The 14,052-nt window shown below is 67.9% G+C and carries 12 protein-coding genes and 1 pseudogene; 5 read left to right on the top strand and 8 right to left on the bottom strand.

Going from position 1 to position 14,052, the window contains the following annotated elements:
• Together tuf and ACT6QK_RS13150 are read left to right on the top strand one after the other, a co-directional pair.
• Positions 1 to 126, top strand: a pseudogene (tuf, locus tag ACT6QK_RS13155) (elongation factor Tu); the annotation flags it as partial.
• 167 nt (positions 127 to 293) lie between these two features.
• Entirely contained in the window at positions 294 to 2,300 is a 2,007-nt protein-coding gene (locus ACT6QK_RS13150; protein ID WP_444598276.1) for a DUF3857 domain-containing transglutaminase family protein, read from the top strand.
• Positions 2,301 to 2,345: 45 nt separating this feature from the next.
• Here ACT6QK_RS13150 and ACT6QK_RS13145 read toward each other — a convergent pair whose 3' ends face one another.
• Positions 2,346 to 4,313 carry a M61 family metallopeptidase gene (locus ACT6QK_RS13145; protein ID WP_444598275.1) on the bottom strand — a complete coding sequence of 656 codons (1,968 nt, stop codon included), beginning with the start codon at positions 4,311 to 4,313 and terminating at the stop codon, positions 2,346 to 2,348.
• An 89-nt stretch (positions 4,314 to 4,402) separates the two neighbouring features.
• Positions 4,403 to 4,810, bottom strand: coding sequence for a hypothetical protein (locus ACT6QK_RS13140; protein ID WP_444598274.1), 408 nt, complete (start codon positions 4,808 to 4,810; stop codon positions 4,403 to 4,405).
• Positions 4,811 to 4,932: 122 nt separating this feature from the next.
• Between ACT6QK_RS13140 and ACT6QK_RS13135 the strand changes: the two genes are divergently transcribed.
• On the top strand, positions 4,933 to 5,988 hold the full coding sequence (locus ACT6QK_RS13135) for an NAD(P)H-dependent flavin oxidoreductase (RefSeq protein WP_444598273.1): 1,056 nt from the start codon (positions 4,933 to 4,935) through the stop codon (positions 5,986 to 5,988).
• A 6-nt stretch (positions 5,989 to 5,994) separates the two neighbouring features.
• Here the strand turns inward: ACT6QK_RS13135 and ACT6QK_RS13130 are convergent, their stop codons facing one another.
• Both ACT6QK_RS13130 and abc-f read right to left on the bottom strand, forming a co-directional pair.
• Entirely contained in the window at positions 5,995 to 6,246 is a 252-nt protein-coding gene (locus ACT6QK_RS13130; protein ID WP_444598272.1) for a DUF2164 domain-containing protein, read from the bottom strand.
• Positions 6,246 to 8,135, bottom strand: coding sequence for a ribosomal protection-like ABC-F family protein (abc-f, locus tag ACT6QK_RS13125; protein WP_444598271.1), 1,890 nt, complete (start codon positions 8,133 to 8,135; stop codon positions 6,246 to 6,248). Before abc-f ends, ACT6QK_RS13130 begins: the two co-directional genes overlap by 1 nt.
• A gap of 136 nt (positions 8,136 to 8,271) precedes the next feature.
• Here abc-f and ndk point away from each other — a divergent pair, with 136 nt between their 5' ends.
• Positions 8,272 to 8,691, top strand: coding sequence for a nucleoside-diphosphate kinase (gene ndk, locus ACT6QK_RS13120; protein WP_444598270.1), 420 nt, complete (start codon positions 8,272 to 8,274; stop codon positions 8,689 to 8,691).
• A 99-nt stretch (positions 8,692 to 8,790) separates the two neighbouring features.
• On the opposite strand, the gene ACT6QK_RS13115 is transcribed toward ndk, so the two are convergent.
• Together ACT6QK_RS13115 and purN are read right to left on the bottom strand one after the other, a co-directional pair.
• A complete protein-coding gene (locus ACT6QK_RS13115) occupies positions 8,791 to 10,839 on the bottom strand; it encodes a M13 family metallopeptidase (RefSeq protein ID WP_444598269.1) in 2,049 nt (682 codons plus the stop codon).
• Between the two features lie 90 nt (positions 10,840 to 10,929).
• A complete protein-coding gene (gene purN / locus ACT6QK_RS13110; RefSeq protein WP_444598268.1) occupies positions 10,930 to 11,526 on the bottom strand; it encodes a phosphoribosylglycinamide formyltransferase in 597 nt (198 codons plus the stop codon).
• A 114-nt stretch (positions 11,527 to 11,640) separates the two neighbouring features.
• On the opposite strand from purN, the gene ACT6QK_RS13105 reads away from it, so the two are divergent.
• Positions 11,641 to 13,221 (top strand): S10 family peptidase, encoded by a 1,581-nt coding sequence (locus tag ACT6QK_RS13105; RefSeq protein WP_444598267.1) that lies wholly within the window; start codon positions 11,641 to 11,643, stop codon positions 13,219 to 13,221.
• 52 nt (positions 13,222 to 13,273) lie between these two features.
• On the opposite strand, the gene ACT6QK_RS13100 is transcribed toward ACT6QK_RS13105, so the two are convergent.
• Together ACT6QK_RS13100 and ACT6QK_RS13095 are read right to left on the bottom strand one after the other, a co-directional pair.
• A complete protein-coding gene (locus tag ACT6QK_RS13100) occupies positions 13,274 to 13,594 on the bottom strand; it encodes a hypothetical protein (protein ID WP_444598266.1) in 321 nt (106 codons plus the stop codon).
• Between the two features lie 41 nt (positions 13,595 to 13,635).
• Positions 13,636 to 14,052 (bottom strand): AIR synthase-related protein (locus ACT6QK_RS13095; RefSeq protein WP_444598265.1); only part of this gene is annotated, 417 nt, incomplete at its 5' end.

Raw genomic sequence — 14,052 nt, 5'->3', positions numbered from 1 at the left:
GGCGACAACGCCGAGCTGACCGTGGAACTGATCACCCCGATCGCCATGGACCAGGGCCTGCGCTTCGCCATCCGCGAAGGCGGCCGCACCGTCGGCGCCGGCGTGGTCTCCAAGATCATCGCCTAAAGGCGATGGCGCGCTAACGCGAGCGACGCGGTCGCTCGCTGCTTGAGCGCGAACCTCGTGTGAATACAGAGCGGCCCCCGGAGCGATCCGGGGGCCGTTTTGCTATCGACTAATGTCTGGTCAGCCCGGGACGCTGCGCTAGACTGAGGAAAACAGGGCAGGCGGGCGTGGCGTTCGACGGTGAGGCATTGAAGGCCCAGGGCCTGTTGTTCGGCGCAGCGCCGGCCGGTTTCGACATGGAGCCGTTCGATCCCGGAGATCGCGATCTCGCGAGCCGGGCCGAGCGGGGAAGCTGCTTTCTCCTGAGCGACAGTCGCTTCGACTATTCGGGGCCCGAACCCGTCTACACCAGCCGGCTGGTCCAGAAGGTCACCGGCCGCGACGGTCTGCAGTCGGCCGCCAGCATCGAGGTCCCGTTCAATCCCGCCTTTGAAACCTTGGTGATCCACAAGTTCAGGGTGTGGCGTGACGGGGTGCCGCGTGAGGCGGCGACGCCAGCGGCCTTCGAAGTCCTCAGGCGCGAGCTGAACCTGGAACGCGCGGTCTATGACGGGCGGGCCACCGCCCACATGATCATTCCCGACGTGCGCGTCGGCGATGTGGTGGACACCGCCTTTTCGATCATAGGTGCCAATCCGGTCCTGCAGGATCGACTGAACGTCCGGGCGCGGCTGCAATGGTCGGCCCCCACCGTCGAGACCCGCGTCACGGTGTTGTGCACAGAGGACAGGCCGATCACCGTCCGGCGTGACGGCGCGGCGCCGGAGCCGGAGGACAGCGTGTCGGGGGGCGTCAGGCGTCTGGCGTGGCGCGAGGTGGACGCGCCGCCCTATCGCCATGAGATGGATGAGCCGCGCTGGCATGTGGGGTTCAGCCAGGTCCATGTGGCCGAGGTCATGAGCTGGGCGGAGGTCAGCGACGCCTTCCGTCACGCCTATGAGCCGCCCCGGACCCTTCCCCCGGATCTGGAAGCCCATGTCGCGGCCCTGGCGGGGCTGGCGTCGCCGAGCGAGCGGGCGGTGGCGGCCCTGGCCTGCGTCCAGGACGGCCTTCGCTACCATTCGATCGGATTTGGCGTCGGCGGGTTCCGTCCGCGCGAGATCGATCAGATCTGGGCCACGCGATACGGCGACTGCAAGGACGCGTCACGGCTTTGCGTCGCCATACTGAGGCGACTGGGACTGGAGGCGGCGCCGGCCCTGGTCAACACGGCGACCGGCTTTGCGCTGAATGAGGCGACGCCCAATCTGACGGCCTTCGACCACTGCATCGTCAGGCTCGTGCTGGATGGGCGCACATGGTGGCTGGACCCGACCCTGTCGTCTCAGGGCGGAGCGCTGGCGACGTTGACGCCGGTGCGAATGGGTTGGGCCCTGCCACTGATCGAGGGCGCGACCCTGGAGCCCATGCCGGACGGCGAGGCCCCGCTGGTTTATGAGGCGGTCGAGACCTGGACCTTCCCCCAGATGGCCGCCGACCCGGCCCGCCTGACCCTTCGCACCACCTATCGCGACTGGCGCGCCGATGATGTCCGGCGGTGGGCCGCCAATGACAGTCCAGCCGAGATGGCGCGCATCCTGCGCGAACCCTTCGAAAAGGACTATGGCCGCCTGACCGTGATCGAGCCGCTGACGATCGTCGACGACGCCATGGCCAATCTGATCACCCTGGAAGCCACCTTTGCGGTCGAGTCGGCCCTGATCCCCGGCCCGGGCGAGGGCAACGTCAGGTTCGCCTCGCGAGACGACGTGGTCGGACCCAGTCTCGGCTTCATCGAAAGCCCGGATCGTTCGGCGCCGATCGACATGGGCAGCCCCCGCCGCCTGATCACGCGACGGCTGTTCAACTTCCCTCGCCACATCGAAATCCAGCCCTGGAGCGTGTCCGAGAGCGGCCCGGGGGCCCGGCAACAGAACACCTTCCGCTGGCTGTCCGACCGCCAGGCCGAACAGGTCCTGTCGCTGGACCTGATGCGCCGGTCGATCCCGGCCTCAGAGGCGAAGGACTATTTCCGGTTCGCGCGAAAGGCCGTCGAGAACAATGGCGTGAACTTCAGCCTGCCGGTGTTCAAGGGCCGGCTGGGCGAAGAACGTCGCCATGGCGGCTGGGGGGTCTGGATCTGGATGCTGATCTTCGGCGCGGCCCTTGTCTTCTCGATCTTAAAGCCGGGCTGACCCCGGTCAGCGCGTCTGGTCAGCGCGTCTGGTCAGCGCGCCTGGTCACCGCGCCCGGGCCGCGAGGATCGCGCCCAGCCGGTCCGGCGTCCCCTCGATCCGCTCCAGACGCGGGTAACGCAGGCCGCCGTGGTAGGGGAGGGCCACGGTGCGGAAGCGGTCGCCGGACTTCAGCAACAGGGTCACGGGCGTTTCGGTCCCCTTTGCGGCCGTGACGGCGTCGCGCAGGCGCTCGGGCGTTGCGGCGACGTCGTTGACCGCGACCAGATCCCAGCCCGCGCCGACGCCCGCCTCGAACGCCGGGCTGCCCCAGCGGATGTTCGACAGGCGGTTGGTCGTGCCCGACAGGGTGAAGCCGAGGGAATACTGGAAGTCGTTGGCCCAGCCCGACTGGACCTTCTTTTCGGCCGCCGTCAGGTCCGACACATAGGCCAGCCGGTATCCGCCGCGCGTCAGGCCGTCCAGCGGCGCCTTGGCCTCGGGCCCCACGGCGTCGAGGCGGGCCCGCAGGAAGCCGGCCCAGTCGTGGGGGTGGACGGCGTTCAGGGCCGCCACCACGTCCTCGAAGGTGTAGCCCTCGGGCGCGATCACACCGTCGTTTCGGCCGAAGAACCGTTTGGCGAAGTCGTCGAGCGACTTGCGGTCGTTGGTCTGCTCGCAGATCAGGGTGTCGGCGTCCAGCCAGTCCAGCAGGGCCTCGCGGTAGTAGTCGCCCGTGCCGCGCATCCAGGACGTCCACTGCCCGGGCACGCGATAGCCCAGAAGGTTGTGGTTGTTGGTGTCCTGCAAGGCCCGCCATTCGCGACCCGGCTGCTGGTCATAGAAGGCGGCGACCCCAGCCAGGCTGATCAGGGCCTCTTCCTTGCTGTGCAGGCCCGAGCGGGCGGCGAGGATGTCGCCCCAGTATTCGGTCTGGCCCTCATAGACCCACAGCAGCGTGTTCTGGGTCGGCACATTGTAGTTGGCGGTCAGCTCGTCGGCGGGCCGCATGTGTTTGCCGTTCCAGGAGTGGGTGAACTCGTGCGGCAGCAGTTCGCGGCTGCCCGCGCTCTTGTCCCAGGCGGTGAAATAGTCGGGCGCCGCGGTGTTCTCGGACGAGCGGTGATGCTCCAGCCCGATCCCGCCCAGCTGGTTCGTGAGAGCGAACAGGAACTCATAGCGGTCATAGTGGCGCGCGCCGAACAGGCGGTCGGTCTGGTCCACCAGATTGCGATAGAGGTCGAGTTGGGCCTCGGTCGGGGCGATGTTCTTCGCCTCGTCGCCGAGGATGTTCAGAAAGACGTCGCCATGGGTGCGGTCGATGCCGATGCGGCGGTAATGGGCGCCGGCGAACATGGGGCTGTCGACCAGGGTGTAGAGGTCGACCGGCTTGAACGTCGCGACGCCGCCCTCGAAACGCTCCGTGTCGAGCGCCACGCCATAGTTCCAGCCCTCAGGCATCTTCACCGACGGCGCCACGGTGATGCCGGTCGAGGCGTATCCCGCCGGATAGAGGATGGCCTTCTCCCACTGCAGGTTCACCAGGGCCGGGGTCATGGTGACGCGCCAGACCGCGTTGTCCGGCTGGGTCAGCCACTGGAAGGCGACCTCGATCTCGGTCACGCCTGCGGGGATGTCCAGGTGGAAGGCGTAGGGCTCCAGGGTATCGCGGACCCACTCGACGCGCTGCCCGTTCGCGGTGACCGTCACGCCCGCGATCAGCTGGATCGGTCCGGTGTCGGCGTGGTTGCCGGGCAGGAACTTCGGATAGAGCAGGGTCAGGGGGCCGGGCGCGGCGACCGGGATGGTCTGGCGCACGCTGACGATCCGGCGGTCCAGATCGGTGATGTCGGCCTCATAGCGGATGACGCCGGGATAGGTCGCCTGCGTCGGGGCGGGGATCGTCGGCTGAGGGCGGGGCAGGGCCAGCGGCGCCTGGGTGGCATCGGTGAGCGCCGCCGTCTGGGCGAGAGCCGGCGCCGCTGCGGCCAGGGCGAGGACGAACAGGCTGGCGGACAGCAGGGGACGCTTCATCGACGAACTCAGGCTACGGCGGGACGGGACGCACCCTCGACCACCCCGGCCCGAGGCGTCAAGGGCGGCAGGGCGTCGCGCGGGCTCGGTCAGTCGGCGGCAAGCGGGGTGATCTTGATCTCGACGCCGTCCGTCAGATGTTCGCCGTCGCCCGTCTTGGACCCGATCTGCATCAGGGCCCGAGAGTCGCGGGTCAGAACCAGCCTCGGGTTCGCCAGATCGGCTCCGTCATGGTTGAGGTGGGCTTCGAGGATCAGGCGGTTCTCGCCGCCGTCGCCCTGTTCCGGCTGCAGGTCGGCGGTGAAGGTGTATTGACCGTCGGCGCCGGTCAGCAGGATTTCGGCCTGGCCGCCTTCGCCGATAGCCGTGCGACCCGAGGCGACCTCCACGCCCTTGGCCATGATGGAGACATCCACCGCATAGCGCGACGGCGCCGTCTGGGCCGAGGCGGCGCCTGTGAAGGCGGCGACAACGGCGGCGAGCATCATGGTTCGCATGGGGCGGCTCCTGAAGAATGGGACGGAGCCTCGCCCAATCCCGACAGGCGGTCAAATCCGTAAAGCCGCTGTTCGGTCGATCGTCCGCTGGCGCGGAAGCAGGGAATGCCCATTATCCGGGGATGAACATCCTCGAACGCCTGTCCGTCACTGCTCCGATCATCCAGGCGCCGATGGCGGGGGTTTCGACGCCGGAGCTGGCCGCCGCCGTGTCGAACGCGGGCGGACTGGGTTCGATCAGTGTCGGGGCGACCGATGCGGACGGCGCGCGGGCCATGATCCAGGCTGTGCGCCAGCGGACCGACCGGGCCTTCAACGTCAACCTGTTCGTCCACGCCTCGCCCCGGCGCGACGCCGAAAGGGAGGCGGCGTGGTTGCAGGCTCTGGCGTCGCTTTTCGCGGAGTTCGGCGCCGCGCCGCCGCCCGATCTGACGCCGCCCTACACCAGCTTCGCCGACGATGACGACATGGTGGCCCTGCTCGTCGAGCAGGCGCCGCCCGTGGTCAGCTTCCACTTCGGCCTGCCGGACGCGGCGCGGATCGCCGCCCTGAAACAGGCGGGCTGTCTTCTGCTGGCGACGGCGACGAGCCTGGAGGAGGCGCGGCGGGTTGAGGCGGCCCGCGTCGACGCCGTCGTGGCTCAGGGCTACGAGGCGGGCGGGCATCGCGGCGTGTTCGATCCGGACGCCGCCGACGACCGGCTGGGAGCCTTGGCCCTGACCCGGCTGCTCGCGACGCGGTCGAACCTGCCGGTCATCGCTGCGGGTGGGATCATGGACGGGCAGGGGGTGCGGGCCGTCCTCGATCTGGGCGCGGTCGCCGCCCAGCTGGGCACCGCCTTCATCGGCTGTCCCGAAAGCGCGGCCGACTCCGGCTTTCGAGCCGCCCTGAGAGGGCCGGTGGCGGCCCATACCGTGATGACCCGAGTCATCTCCGGGCGACCGGCGCGCGGGCTCCCCAACCGCTTCACCGACTGGGGCAGGGCGGATGATCGACGTCCGCCCGACTACCCCGTGGCCTACCACGCCGGAAAGGCCCTGAACGCCGCCGCACGCGCCCGGGGCGAAACCGGCTTCAGCGCCTGGTGGGCCGGCCAGGGCGCGCCCCTGGCCCGGTTCATGCCGGCGGCGGACCTGGTCGCGGTGCTTGAACAGGAGCGGCTTGCAGCCTCGCTCTAGCCGGCGTCAGCGACCGCCGGGCTTCTGTTCCATTCCATAGATGGCGTCGACGGTCTCTTCGGCCTTGGCCGCGATCAGGGCCTGGGCGTCATAGAGGCCGCGATTGTAGAAGGCCGGACCCAGGTCGCGGGCGATGAAGGCGATCAGCATTTCTGCGGGCAGGTCGCCGAGATCCATTTCCAGCTCATCGGTGAAATAGCCTTGGAGACGGCGCACCATGTCGCGCATCTCCGCCTTCGAGAATTCGATCGGCTTCATCAGGCGACCTCGGCCAGAGCTTCTTCGGCGGCCATCCAGGCGGCCTCTGCGGCGTCGAGATCCGACTGGGTCTTGGCGCGGGCGCGGGTCAGGCCTTCGAGCGCCTTGGGATTGCTGATCGAGGCGTTGGCCATGTCGTCGTCAATGCGGGCGATCTCGGCGGTCAGCTGGGCCATCCGCTCCTCGGCTTTCTTCACCGCATGACGCAAGGTCGAGGGGGAGGGGCCTGATTTCTTGTCGTTCTTGCGGTTCTTGTTGTCCTGAACCGGCGCGGCGGCCGCCGCCTCTTCCTTCCTGATCTGGCTCGGCTTGACGGCGGCGGCCTTGGCGCGGTCGAGGACGAACTTGGCGTAGTCGTCCATGTCGCCGTCATAGGGTTTGACCGTGCCGTCGGCGGCCAGCCACAGGCGGTCGGCGACCATCTCCATCAGCGACCGGTCGTGGGTGATCAGGATGACGGCGCCGTTGTAGTCGTTCAGGGCGTCCAGCAGGGCGCGGCGGCTGTCGATGTCCAGGTGGTTGGTCGGTTCGTCGAGGATCAGGACGTGGGGCGCATCCATCGCCACCATGTTCAGCAGCAGCCGCGCGCGTTCACCGCCCGACAGGCTGTCCACCGTGGTCTCCTGCTTCTCGTAACCCAGGCCGAACTGGGCGAGTTTGGAACGGCGGGCGCTTTCCGGCGCGTCCGGCATGGCGCGGCGGATGATCTCCAGCGGCGTGTCGGTCGGGTCCATGGCCTCGATCTGATGCTGGTGGAACCAGCCGACGCGCATCTTCTTGTCGCGGTGCAGTTCGCCGGTTTCGACGTTCAGGGCGCCGGCGATCATCTTGGCGAAGGTGGACTTGCCCGCGCCGTTGACGCCCAAGAGGCCGATGCGGTCGTCCAGGTCCATGCGCAGGTTGAGGTTCCTCAGGATCGGCTTGCCCGGCTCATAGCCGACATTGGCCCGCTCCAGCCGGATCAGCGGCGGCGCAAGGGGGCGTGGCGGCGAGGGCAGGGTGAAGGGGGCGACGCGTTCCTCGATGGTGGTCGCGACGGGCTGCATCTTGGCCAGACGCTTCATGCGCGACTGGGCCTGGGCGGCCTTGGAGGCCTTGGCCTTGAAGCGGTCCACGAAGGCCTGGAGGTGGGCGCGTTCGGCGTCCTGCTTGGCCTTGGCCGACAGTTGCAGGCGCGCCTTCTCGGCGCGGGCCTGCTCGAACTGGTCGTAGTTGCCCGTGTAGAGGGTCAGGGTGTGGTTCGCGAGGTGCAGGATGTGGGTGCAGACCTCGTTCAGCATCTCGCGGTCGTGGGAGATGATGAGCGCCGTGTGCGGGTATTTCTTCAGCCGCGCCTCGAGCCAGAGGGCGCCTTCCAGGTCGAGGTAGTTGGTCGGTTCGTCCAGCAGCAACATGTCCGGCTCGGCGAACAGGGCTGCAGCCAGGGCGACGCGCATGCGCCAGCCGCCCGAGAACTCCGACATCGGACGCTGCTGGTTCTCCTGATCGAAGCCGAGGCCGACCAGGATTTCGGCGGCGCGGGCCGGGGCGGCGTCGGCGTCGATCTCGATCAGGCGGGCCCAGATCTCCCCCATCTCCTCGGGCTCGGCGGTTTCCAGTCGCCCCAGACGGGTGTGGCGCTCGACGTCTGCCTCGAGGATGGTGTCGATGACGCTGACGGGGGTGGCGGGGTGTTCCTGATCGACCGAGCCGATGCGGGCGTTCTTCGGCAGGCTGATCTCGTCTCCGTTGGCGTTGAGCTCGCCCAGGATCAGCTTGAACAGGGTGGACTTGCCGATGCCGTTGCGGCCGACCAGTCCCACCTTGGCCCCCGGGGGCAGGCTGACGGAGGCGTCCACGAGGAATTTGCGGCCCCAGGCGTTGAACGTCAGGTCTGTGATCTGGAGCATGGGTCTGGCGTGCCTGGCGGCGACCCTGAACCCAAGCGCGGTCGGTCGCGCAGGGAGCGTGTGGGGACGCCTTGGAAATGACTAAGGGCGCGTCTATAAGCCCCCACCTTCAAACTCCCAAACAAGAAGTCTCCCCATGACCGAACGCACCTTCTCGATCATCAAGCCCGACGCGACCCGCCGCAATCTGACGGGCGCCATCAACGCCGTGATCGAAGGCGCCGGCCTGCGCATCGTCGCCCAGCGCCGCGTCAAGCTGACGACCGAACAGGCCAAGAAGTTCTACGAAGTCCACGCCGAGCGTCCCTTCTACGGCGAGCTGGTCGAGCAGATGACCGCCGAGCCGGTCGTCGTCCAGGTCCTGGAAGGCCCGAACGCCGTCGCCGCCTATCGCGAAGTCATGGGCGCCACCAACCCGGAACAGGCCGCCGAAGGCACCATCCGCAAGCAGTTCGCCCTGTCGATCGGCGAGAACTCGGTCCACGGTTCGGACAGTCTCGAGAACGCCGGCATCGAGATCGCCCAGTTCTTCACCGAAGACCAGATCGTCGGCTGAGGTTCGTCAGGCCGGATCCAGCATCCGGCCGACGACACTGAACAGTGCAAAGGCCCGGAACATGCGCTCCGGGCCTTTTCGTTTCCGCCGTGTCAGATCCTACCAGATGCGGGCGCGGGCCTCGGGGGCAATGTATTCCTTCTGTCCGGGGGTAACGCCGAACGCCGCATACCAGGCGTCGATGTTGCGCGGCGAGGTGGCGGCCCGCACCGGTCCCGGCGAGTGGGGGTCGGTGGTCAGCTGCTCGCGCAGCGCCGCCTCGCGCGACTTCTCGCGCCACACCTGGGCCCAGCCGAGGAAGACGCGCTGGTCGCCTGTCAGGCCGTCGATCACCGGGGCCGGCTGGCCGTTCAGGCTGCGGTGATAGGCGTCCAGCGCCAGCAGCAGCCCGCCCAGGTCGGCGATGTTCTCGCCCATGGTCAGTTCGCCGTTGACGTGGACGCCGGGGAGCGGCTCCAGCTTGTCATAGATGGCGCCCAGCACCTTGGCGCGTTCCTCGAACCGGGCGGCGTCTTCCGGCGTCCACCAGTCGCGCAGCACCCCGTCGCCGTCGGACTTGCGACCCTGATCGTCGAAGCCGTGGGTGATCTCGTGGCCGATGACCGCGCCGATGCCGCCGTAGTTGACCGCCGCATCCGCCTTGGGATCGAAGAAGGGCGCCTGAAGGATCGCCGCCGGGAAGACGATCTCGTTGCGCGGCGGGTTGTAGTAGGCGTTCACGGTCTGGGGCGTCATGCCCCACTCCAGCGGATCGACCGGCTGGCCGATCTTGCCGCGCTTGTAGGCCCAGTCGAAGGCCGAGGCGCGCTCGACATTGCCGTACAGGTCGTCGGCCGTCAGCTGCAGGCCGTCATAGCTGCGCCACTTGTCGGGATAGCCGATCTTCACTCCGAACTTCGACATCTTGTAGAGGGCCTGTTCGCGCGTCGGCTCGCTCATCCAGTCCAGGGTCTTCAGCCGCTCGGTCATGGCGTCGCGGATGTTGCCGACCAGGGTCTCCATCGCCGCCTTGGACGAGGCGGGGAAGTGCAGGCGGACATATTCCTGGGCCAAAACCTCGCCCAGCTGGCCATCGACCAGGGCCACGCCCCGGTTCCAGCGCGGACGGTTTTCGGGCTGGCCGCGCAGGGTCTTGCCGCGGAAGTCGAACCGGCTGTCAACGAAGGCCTTGGACAGATAGGGGCTGGCCTGATCGGCGGTCTGGAAGGCCTGCCAGGCCTTCAGGGTCTCGATGGGGGTGTCGGCGAAGACCTGGGCGATGCCGGGGATGGCCGTGTCCTGCATCAGCACCAGGGTGTCGACGTTGTCGATCTGGGCGCCGCTGACGAAGGCCGCCCAGTCGAAGCCGGGGGCGAAGGTCGCCAGGTCCGCCACCTTGGTCGGGTTGTAGAGCTTGTCGATCTGACGGCTCTCGACCTGGGTCCAGTGCTTTTCGGCGATCCGGGTCTCGAAGGCGAGGATGTCGGCGGCCGATTTGGCCGGATCGGCCCAGCCGATGGCGGTCAGAGTACGGGTCAGATAGGCTAGGTAGGCCTCGCGCTGGGCGGCGAAGTCGGGCTTCAGATAGTAGTCGCGGTCCGGCAGCCCCAGACCGGCCTGGGCCAGATAGGCCGAGTTCAGGTTGGGGTCCTTCAGGTCCTCGAACACATCGACGCCGAACAACGAGCCGCCGAAGCCCGAATGGCTGGCGCCCATCAGCCGGGCCATGCCGGAATGATCGGTGACGGCGCGGATGGCGGCCAGGTCGGCGGCCAGGGGGCGGGCGCCCAGCTGTTCGACGCGGGCCTCATCCATGAAGCTGGCATAGAGGGCGCCGACCTTGCGGGCGTTGTCATTGGTCGGGTTGGCCGCGCTGGTCTCGATGATCGACTTCAACTGGGCCTGGGCGTTCTCGTACAGGACGTCGAACGGGCCGAACCGCGCCTTGTCGGACGGGATCTCGGTCGTCCGCAAATAGGTCCCGTTGGCGTAGGCGTTGAAGTCGTCGCCCGGCTTCACCGTCGTGTCCCGCCCGGCCAGATCGAAGCCCCAGGCCCCGAAGACGGGCGCGCCCGGTGCGCCGTGGCTGTGTTGCTGGGCAGAGGCGGCGCCGGTCAGGGCGACCATGAAACAGGCCGAGCAGGCGGCCATCAGACGAAAGCGATTCATGAACAGAGGTCCGGTTTGAAAGCGGCCGCACCTTTGCGCCGGTGCGGCGGTCTGTCGCATGAAGAATTTGTAATGCCCGCAGGCTCGGTCTCAGAGGGCGCGGCAGAAGTCATTCAGGACGCGGGGGTAGAGGCCGTGTTCGGCGACCAGAACCCGTTCGGACAGGGCCGCCGCGTCGTCTTCAGGCAGCACGGGCACGCGCGCCTGGCCCAGAATCGGGCCCTCGTCCACGCCTTCGGTCACCAGATGGACGGTGCAGCCTGCCTCGGCGTCGCCCGCCGCCAGGGCCCGCGCATGGGTGTCCAGTCCGGGGTAGAGGGGCAGGAGACTGGGGTGGATGTTCAGCATACGGCCGGCCCATCTGCGCACCAGCCAGGGCGTCAACAGCCGCATGTATCCGGCCAAGGCCACCACCTCGACGCCGGCCCGCTCCAGTTCTGCGTCCACGGCCCGCTCGTGCGCCTCGCGGTCCTTACCGAAGGGGCGGTGATCGACGGCGACGGCCTGGACGCCGGCCCGCCGCGCCGTGTCCAGCCCGCCGGCGTCCGGCCGGTTGGACAGGACCAGCACCACCTCATAGGCCGCATCGGGGGACTTGGACGCCTCGATCAGGGCGGCCATGTTCGACCCCGCGCCGGAGATCAGCACGGCGACACGTCGGCGGGGCGGTGGCGAAGAAGCGGTCATGGCGGCGGCTGGATGGCCCGTGGGAGGGTCGGAGGCAAGGGGTGAACGATCCGGGCTTGCGAAACGACGGCTCGAGGCCCTAGCGTCCCAGCCCTGTTCGAGGGGGATTTTTCCATGACGCGTATTCTCGCCGCCGCCTGCGCCGCCCTGGCGTCGGCTCTCGTCGCCGCGCCGGTTCTGGCCCAGTCGCCGGGCGCAATGCAGTCGGCCCCCGACCGCTTCCGCAACGCCAACGCCCACGCCGTCGAGGCCGACTGGGCCCGCGCCCCGGTGGCCGAGCAGGAGGTGGTGACGAAGGGCAGCGTCAACGCCCACGGCCAGACCCTCCGCTACACCGCCACGGCCGGCACCCTGACCATCCGCGACGACGCGGGGATGCCGACGGCCAGCCTGTTCTTCACCGCCTACACCCTCGACGGACAGCCGGTGGGGCGGCGGCCGGTGACCTATCTCTATAACGGCGGGCCGGGGTCGCCGACGATCTGGCTGCACATGGGGTCGTTCGGCCCGGTGCGGATCCTGACCGACGAGCCGGTGGTCGAGCGACCTGCGCCCTTCCGGTTCGGCCCCAACGACATGACCCTGCTGGACCAGACGGATCTGGTCTTCATCGACATGGTCGGCGCCGGCTATTCGCGGCCGCTGGGCGAGACGCCGGGCGCGGCCTTCTGGGGCGTGGACCAGGACGCGGACGCCTTCACCCGCGCCATCATGCGCTACACGACCAAATACAGCCGCTGGACCAGCCCGAAATACATCATCGGCGAGAGCTACGGCACGCTGCGCGCCGGGGCGGTGGCCTATAATCTGGAAAGCCAGGGCATGGCCCTGAACGGCGTGGTCCTGCTGTCCTCGATCATGAACTACGGCGTGCGCCAGCCGGGCTTCTCGTCCAACTACATCGGCCTGTTTCCGACCTTCGCGGCGACGGCCTGGTATCACAACAAGGTCCCGAACCGCCCGGCCGACGTGGAAACCCATGTCCAGCGCGCCCGCGAGTTCGCCCTCGGCCCCTATGCCTCGGCCCTGGCCAAGGGGTCGATGATCTCCGACGCCGAGCGGGCCTCGATCGCCCGCCAGATGAGCGAACTGATCGGCCTGTCGCCGGAATACATCGACCAGGCCAATCTGAGGGTCGAACTCAGCGGCTTCCGCAAGGAATTGCTGCGGGACCGTCGCCGGACCATCGGCCGTCTGGATATGCGCTACCTCGGCATGGACATGGACGCGGCGGGCGGAGAGCCGGAGGAGGACCCCTCGTCCAGCGCCATCACCGGCGCCTATTTCAGCGTGTTCCGGGACTATGTGGCCAACACCCTGAACTACAAGACAAACGTCGAGTACCGCATGTCGGCGCGGGGCCTGCCGGGCTTCAACTGGAACTGGAGCCACCGTCCGCCGGTGGGTGGGCCGCAGACCACGCCGAACACCGCCATCGACCTTGCCACGGCGATGCGGCGCAATCCGTATCTGAAGGTGCTGGCCCTGAACGGCTACTACGACGCCGCCACACCCTTCTTCTCGACCGAGTTCGACATGGCCCAGATGATGCTGGAGCCCGAGGTCCGCGGGAACGTCGCCTTCACCTACTATGACGGCGGCCACATGATGTACACGAGCCGCGAGGCGCTGGAGGCGCTCCACGCCGACCTGAAGGGGTTCTACGAGCAGACGGTCAACGGCGGGGCGCGGTAGGGGCGGCCGGTCGGCTGGACGACCGTTCTCGATCCATTTTCGTCGATGTCGATCAACTCTCGATGACGCGTATCGGCCTGCGCTTTTGATAAAGCCATAGCCCTAGGACGGCCAACCCACCGAACATGAAAGACTGGAAGGCAAGAACAACCGGAAGCATGAAGATCATGGGTAGGACGGCGAGAAGGACGTTCCCGCCGCCTTCAACTTCTTGGCCATTGACGGTTGCGGGCGCTCCGGCAGCGAGCGAGATCAACGCAACAAGCAGGAAAAGAGGCACGAAGATTACCGCCGCCCCAAGGAAGTAGCCGATCGCGACGAGCTTGAATGCTCCACCTAACCAAAGCTCGCCGCCCTGTGTCCGAAGCTCCACGGCTTTCTCCGATCCTTCCTGTTCAAACTAGCTGGTCCTGCTTAAGCCCCAACCAACTGCCCGCAAACGAACGCCGTCTCGCCGGCCTCAAGCAGCCCCGCCAACACCTCTTCCGCGTTTTCCGGGCTGACGATCAGGATGAAGCCGACGCCGCAGTTGAAGGTGCGGCGCATTTCGTGGTCCGAAATCCCGCCGGTCTCGGCCAGCCACTGGAAGACGTGAGGCATCGGCCAGGCGTCCCAGTCGAACGAGGCTTCCAGACCCTCGGCGATGCAGCGCGGCGGGTTCTCGATCAGGCCGCCGCCGGTGATGTGGGCGCCCGCCTTGACCAGACCGGCCTTCATCTGCGGCAGGACCGACTTCACATAGATCCGGGTCGGCTCCATCAGGGCCTGGGCCAGCGACCGGTCCTTGGCGAACGGGGCGTCGTCGCCCCACGACAGGCCGGACTTCTCCAC

The organism is Brevundimonas sp. (genome assembly GCF_052436175.1).
Lineage (GTDB): Bacteria > Pseudomonadota > Alphaproteobacteria > Caulobacterales > Caulobacteraceae > Brevundimonas.
This window is presented reverse-complemented; position numbering and strand designations above follow the sequence as displayed.

Coding starts and splice junctions, on each gene's coding strand:
- ACT6QK_RS13115 (WP_444598269.1), bottom strand. CDS start 10,839: ATGAATCGCTTTCGTCTGATGGCCGCCTGCTCGGCCTGTTTCATGGTC.
- ACT6QK_RS13105 (WP_444598267.1), top strand. CDS start 11,641: ATGACGCGTATTCTCGCCGCCGCCTGCGCCGCCCTGGCGTCGGCTCTC.
- abc-f (WP_444598271.1), bottom strand. CDS start 8,135: ATGCTCCAGATCACAGACCTGACGTTCAACGCCTGGGGCCGCAAATTC.
- ACT6QK_RS13140 (WP_444598274.1), bottom strand. CDS start 4,810: ATGCGAACCATGATGCTCGCCGCCGTTGTCGCCGCCTTCACAGGCGCC.
- ACT6QK_RS13135 (WP_444598273.1), top strand. CDS start 4,933: ATGAACATCCTCGAACGCCTGTCCGTCACTGCTCCGATCATCCAGGCG.
- ndk (WP_444598270.1), top strand. CDS start 8,272: ATGACCGAACGCACCTTCTCGATCATCAAGCCCGACGCGACCCGCCGC.
- ACT6QK_RS13145 (WP_444598275.1), bottom strand. CDS start 4,313: ATGAAGCGTCCCCTGCTGTCCGCCAGCCTGTTCGTCCTCGCCCTGGCC.
- purN (WP_444598268.1), bottom strand. CDS start 11,526: ATGACCGCTTCTTCGCCACCGCCCCGCCGACGTGTCGCCGTGCTGATC.
- ACT6QK_RS13130 (WP_444598272.1), bottom strand. CDS start 6,246: ATGAAGCCGATCGAATTCTCGAAGGCGGAGATGCGCGACATGGTGCGC.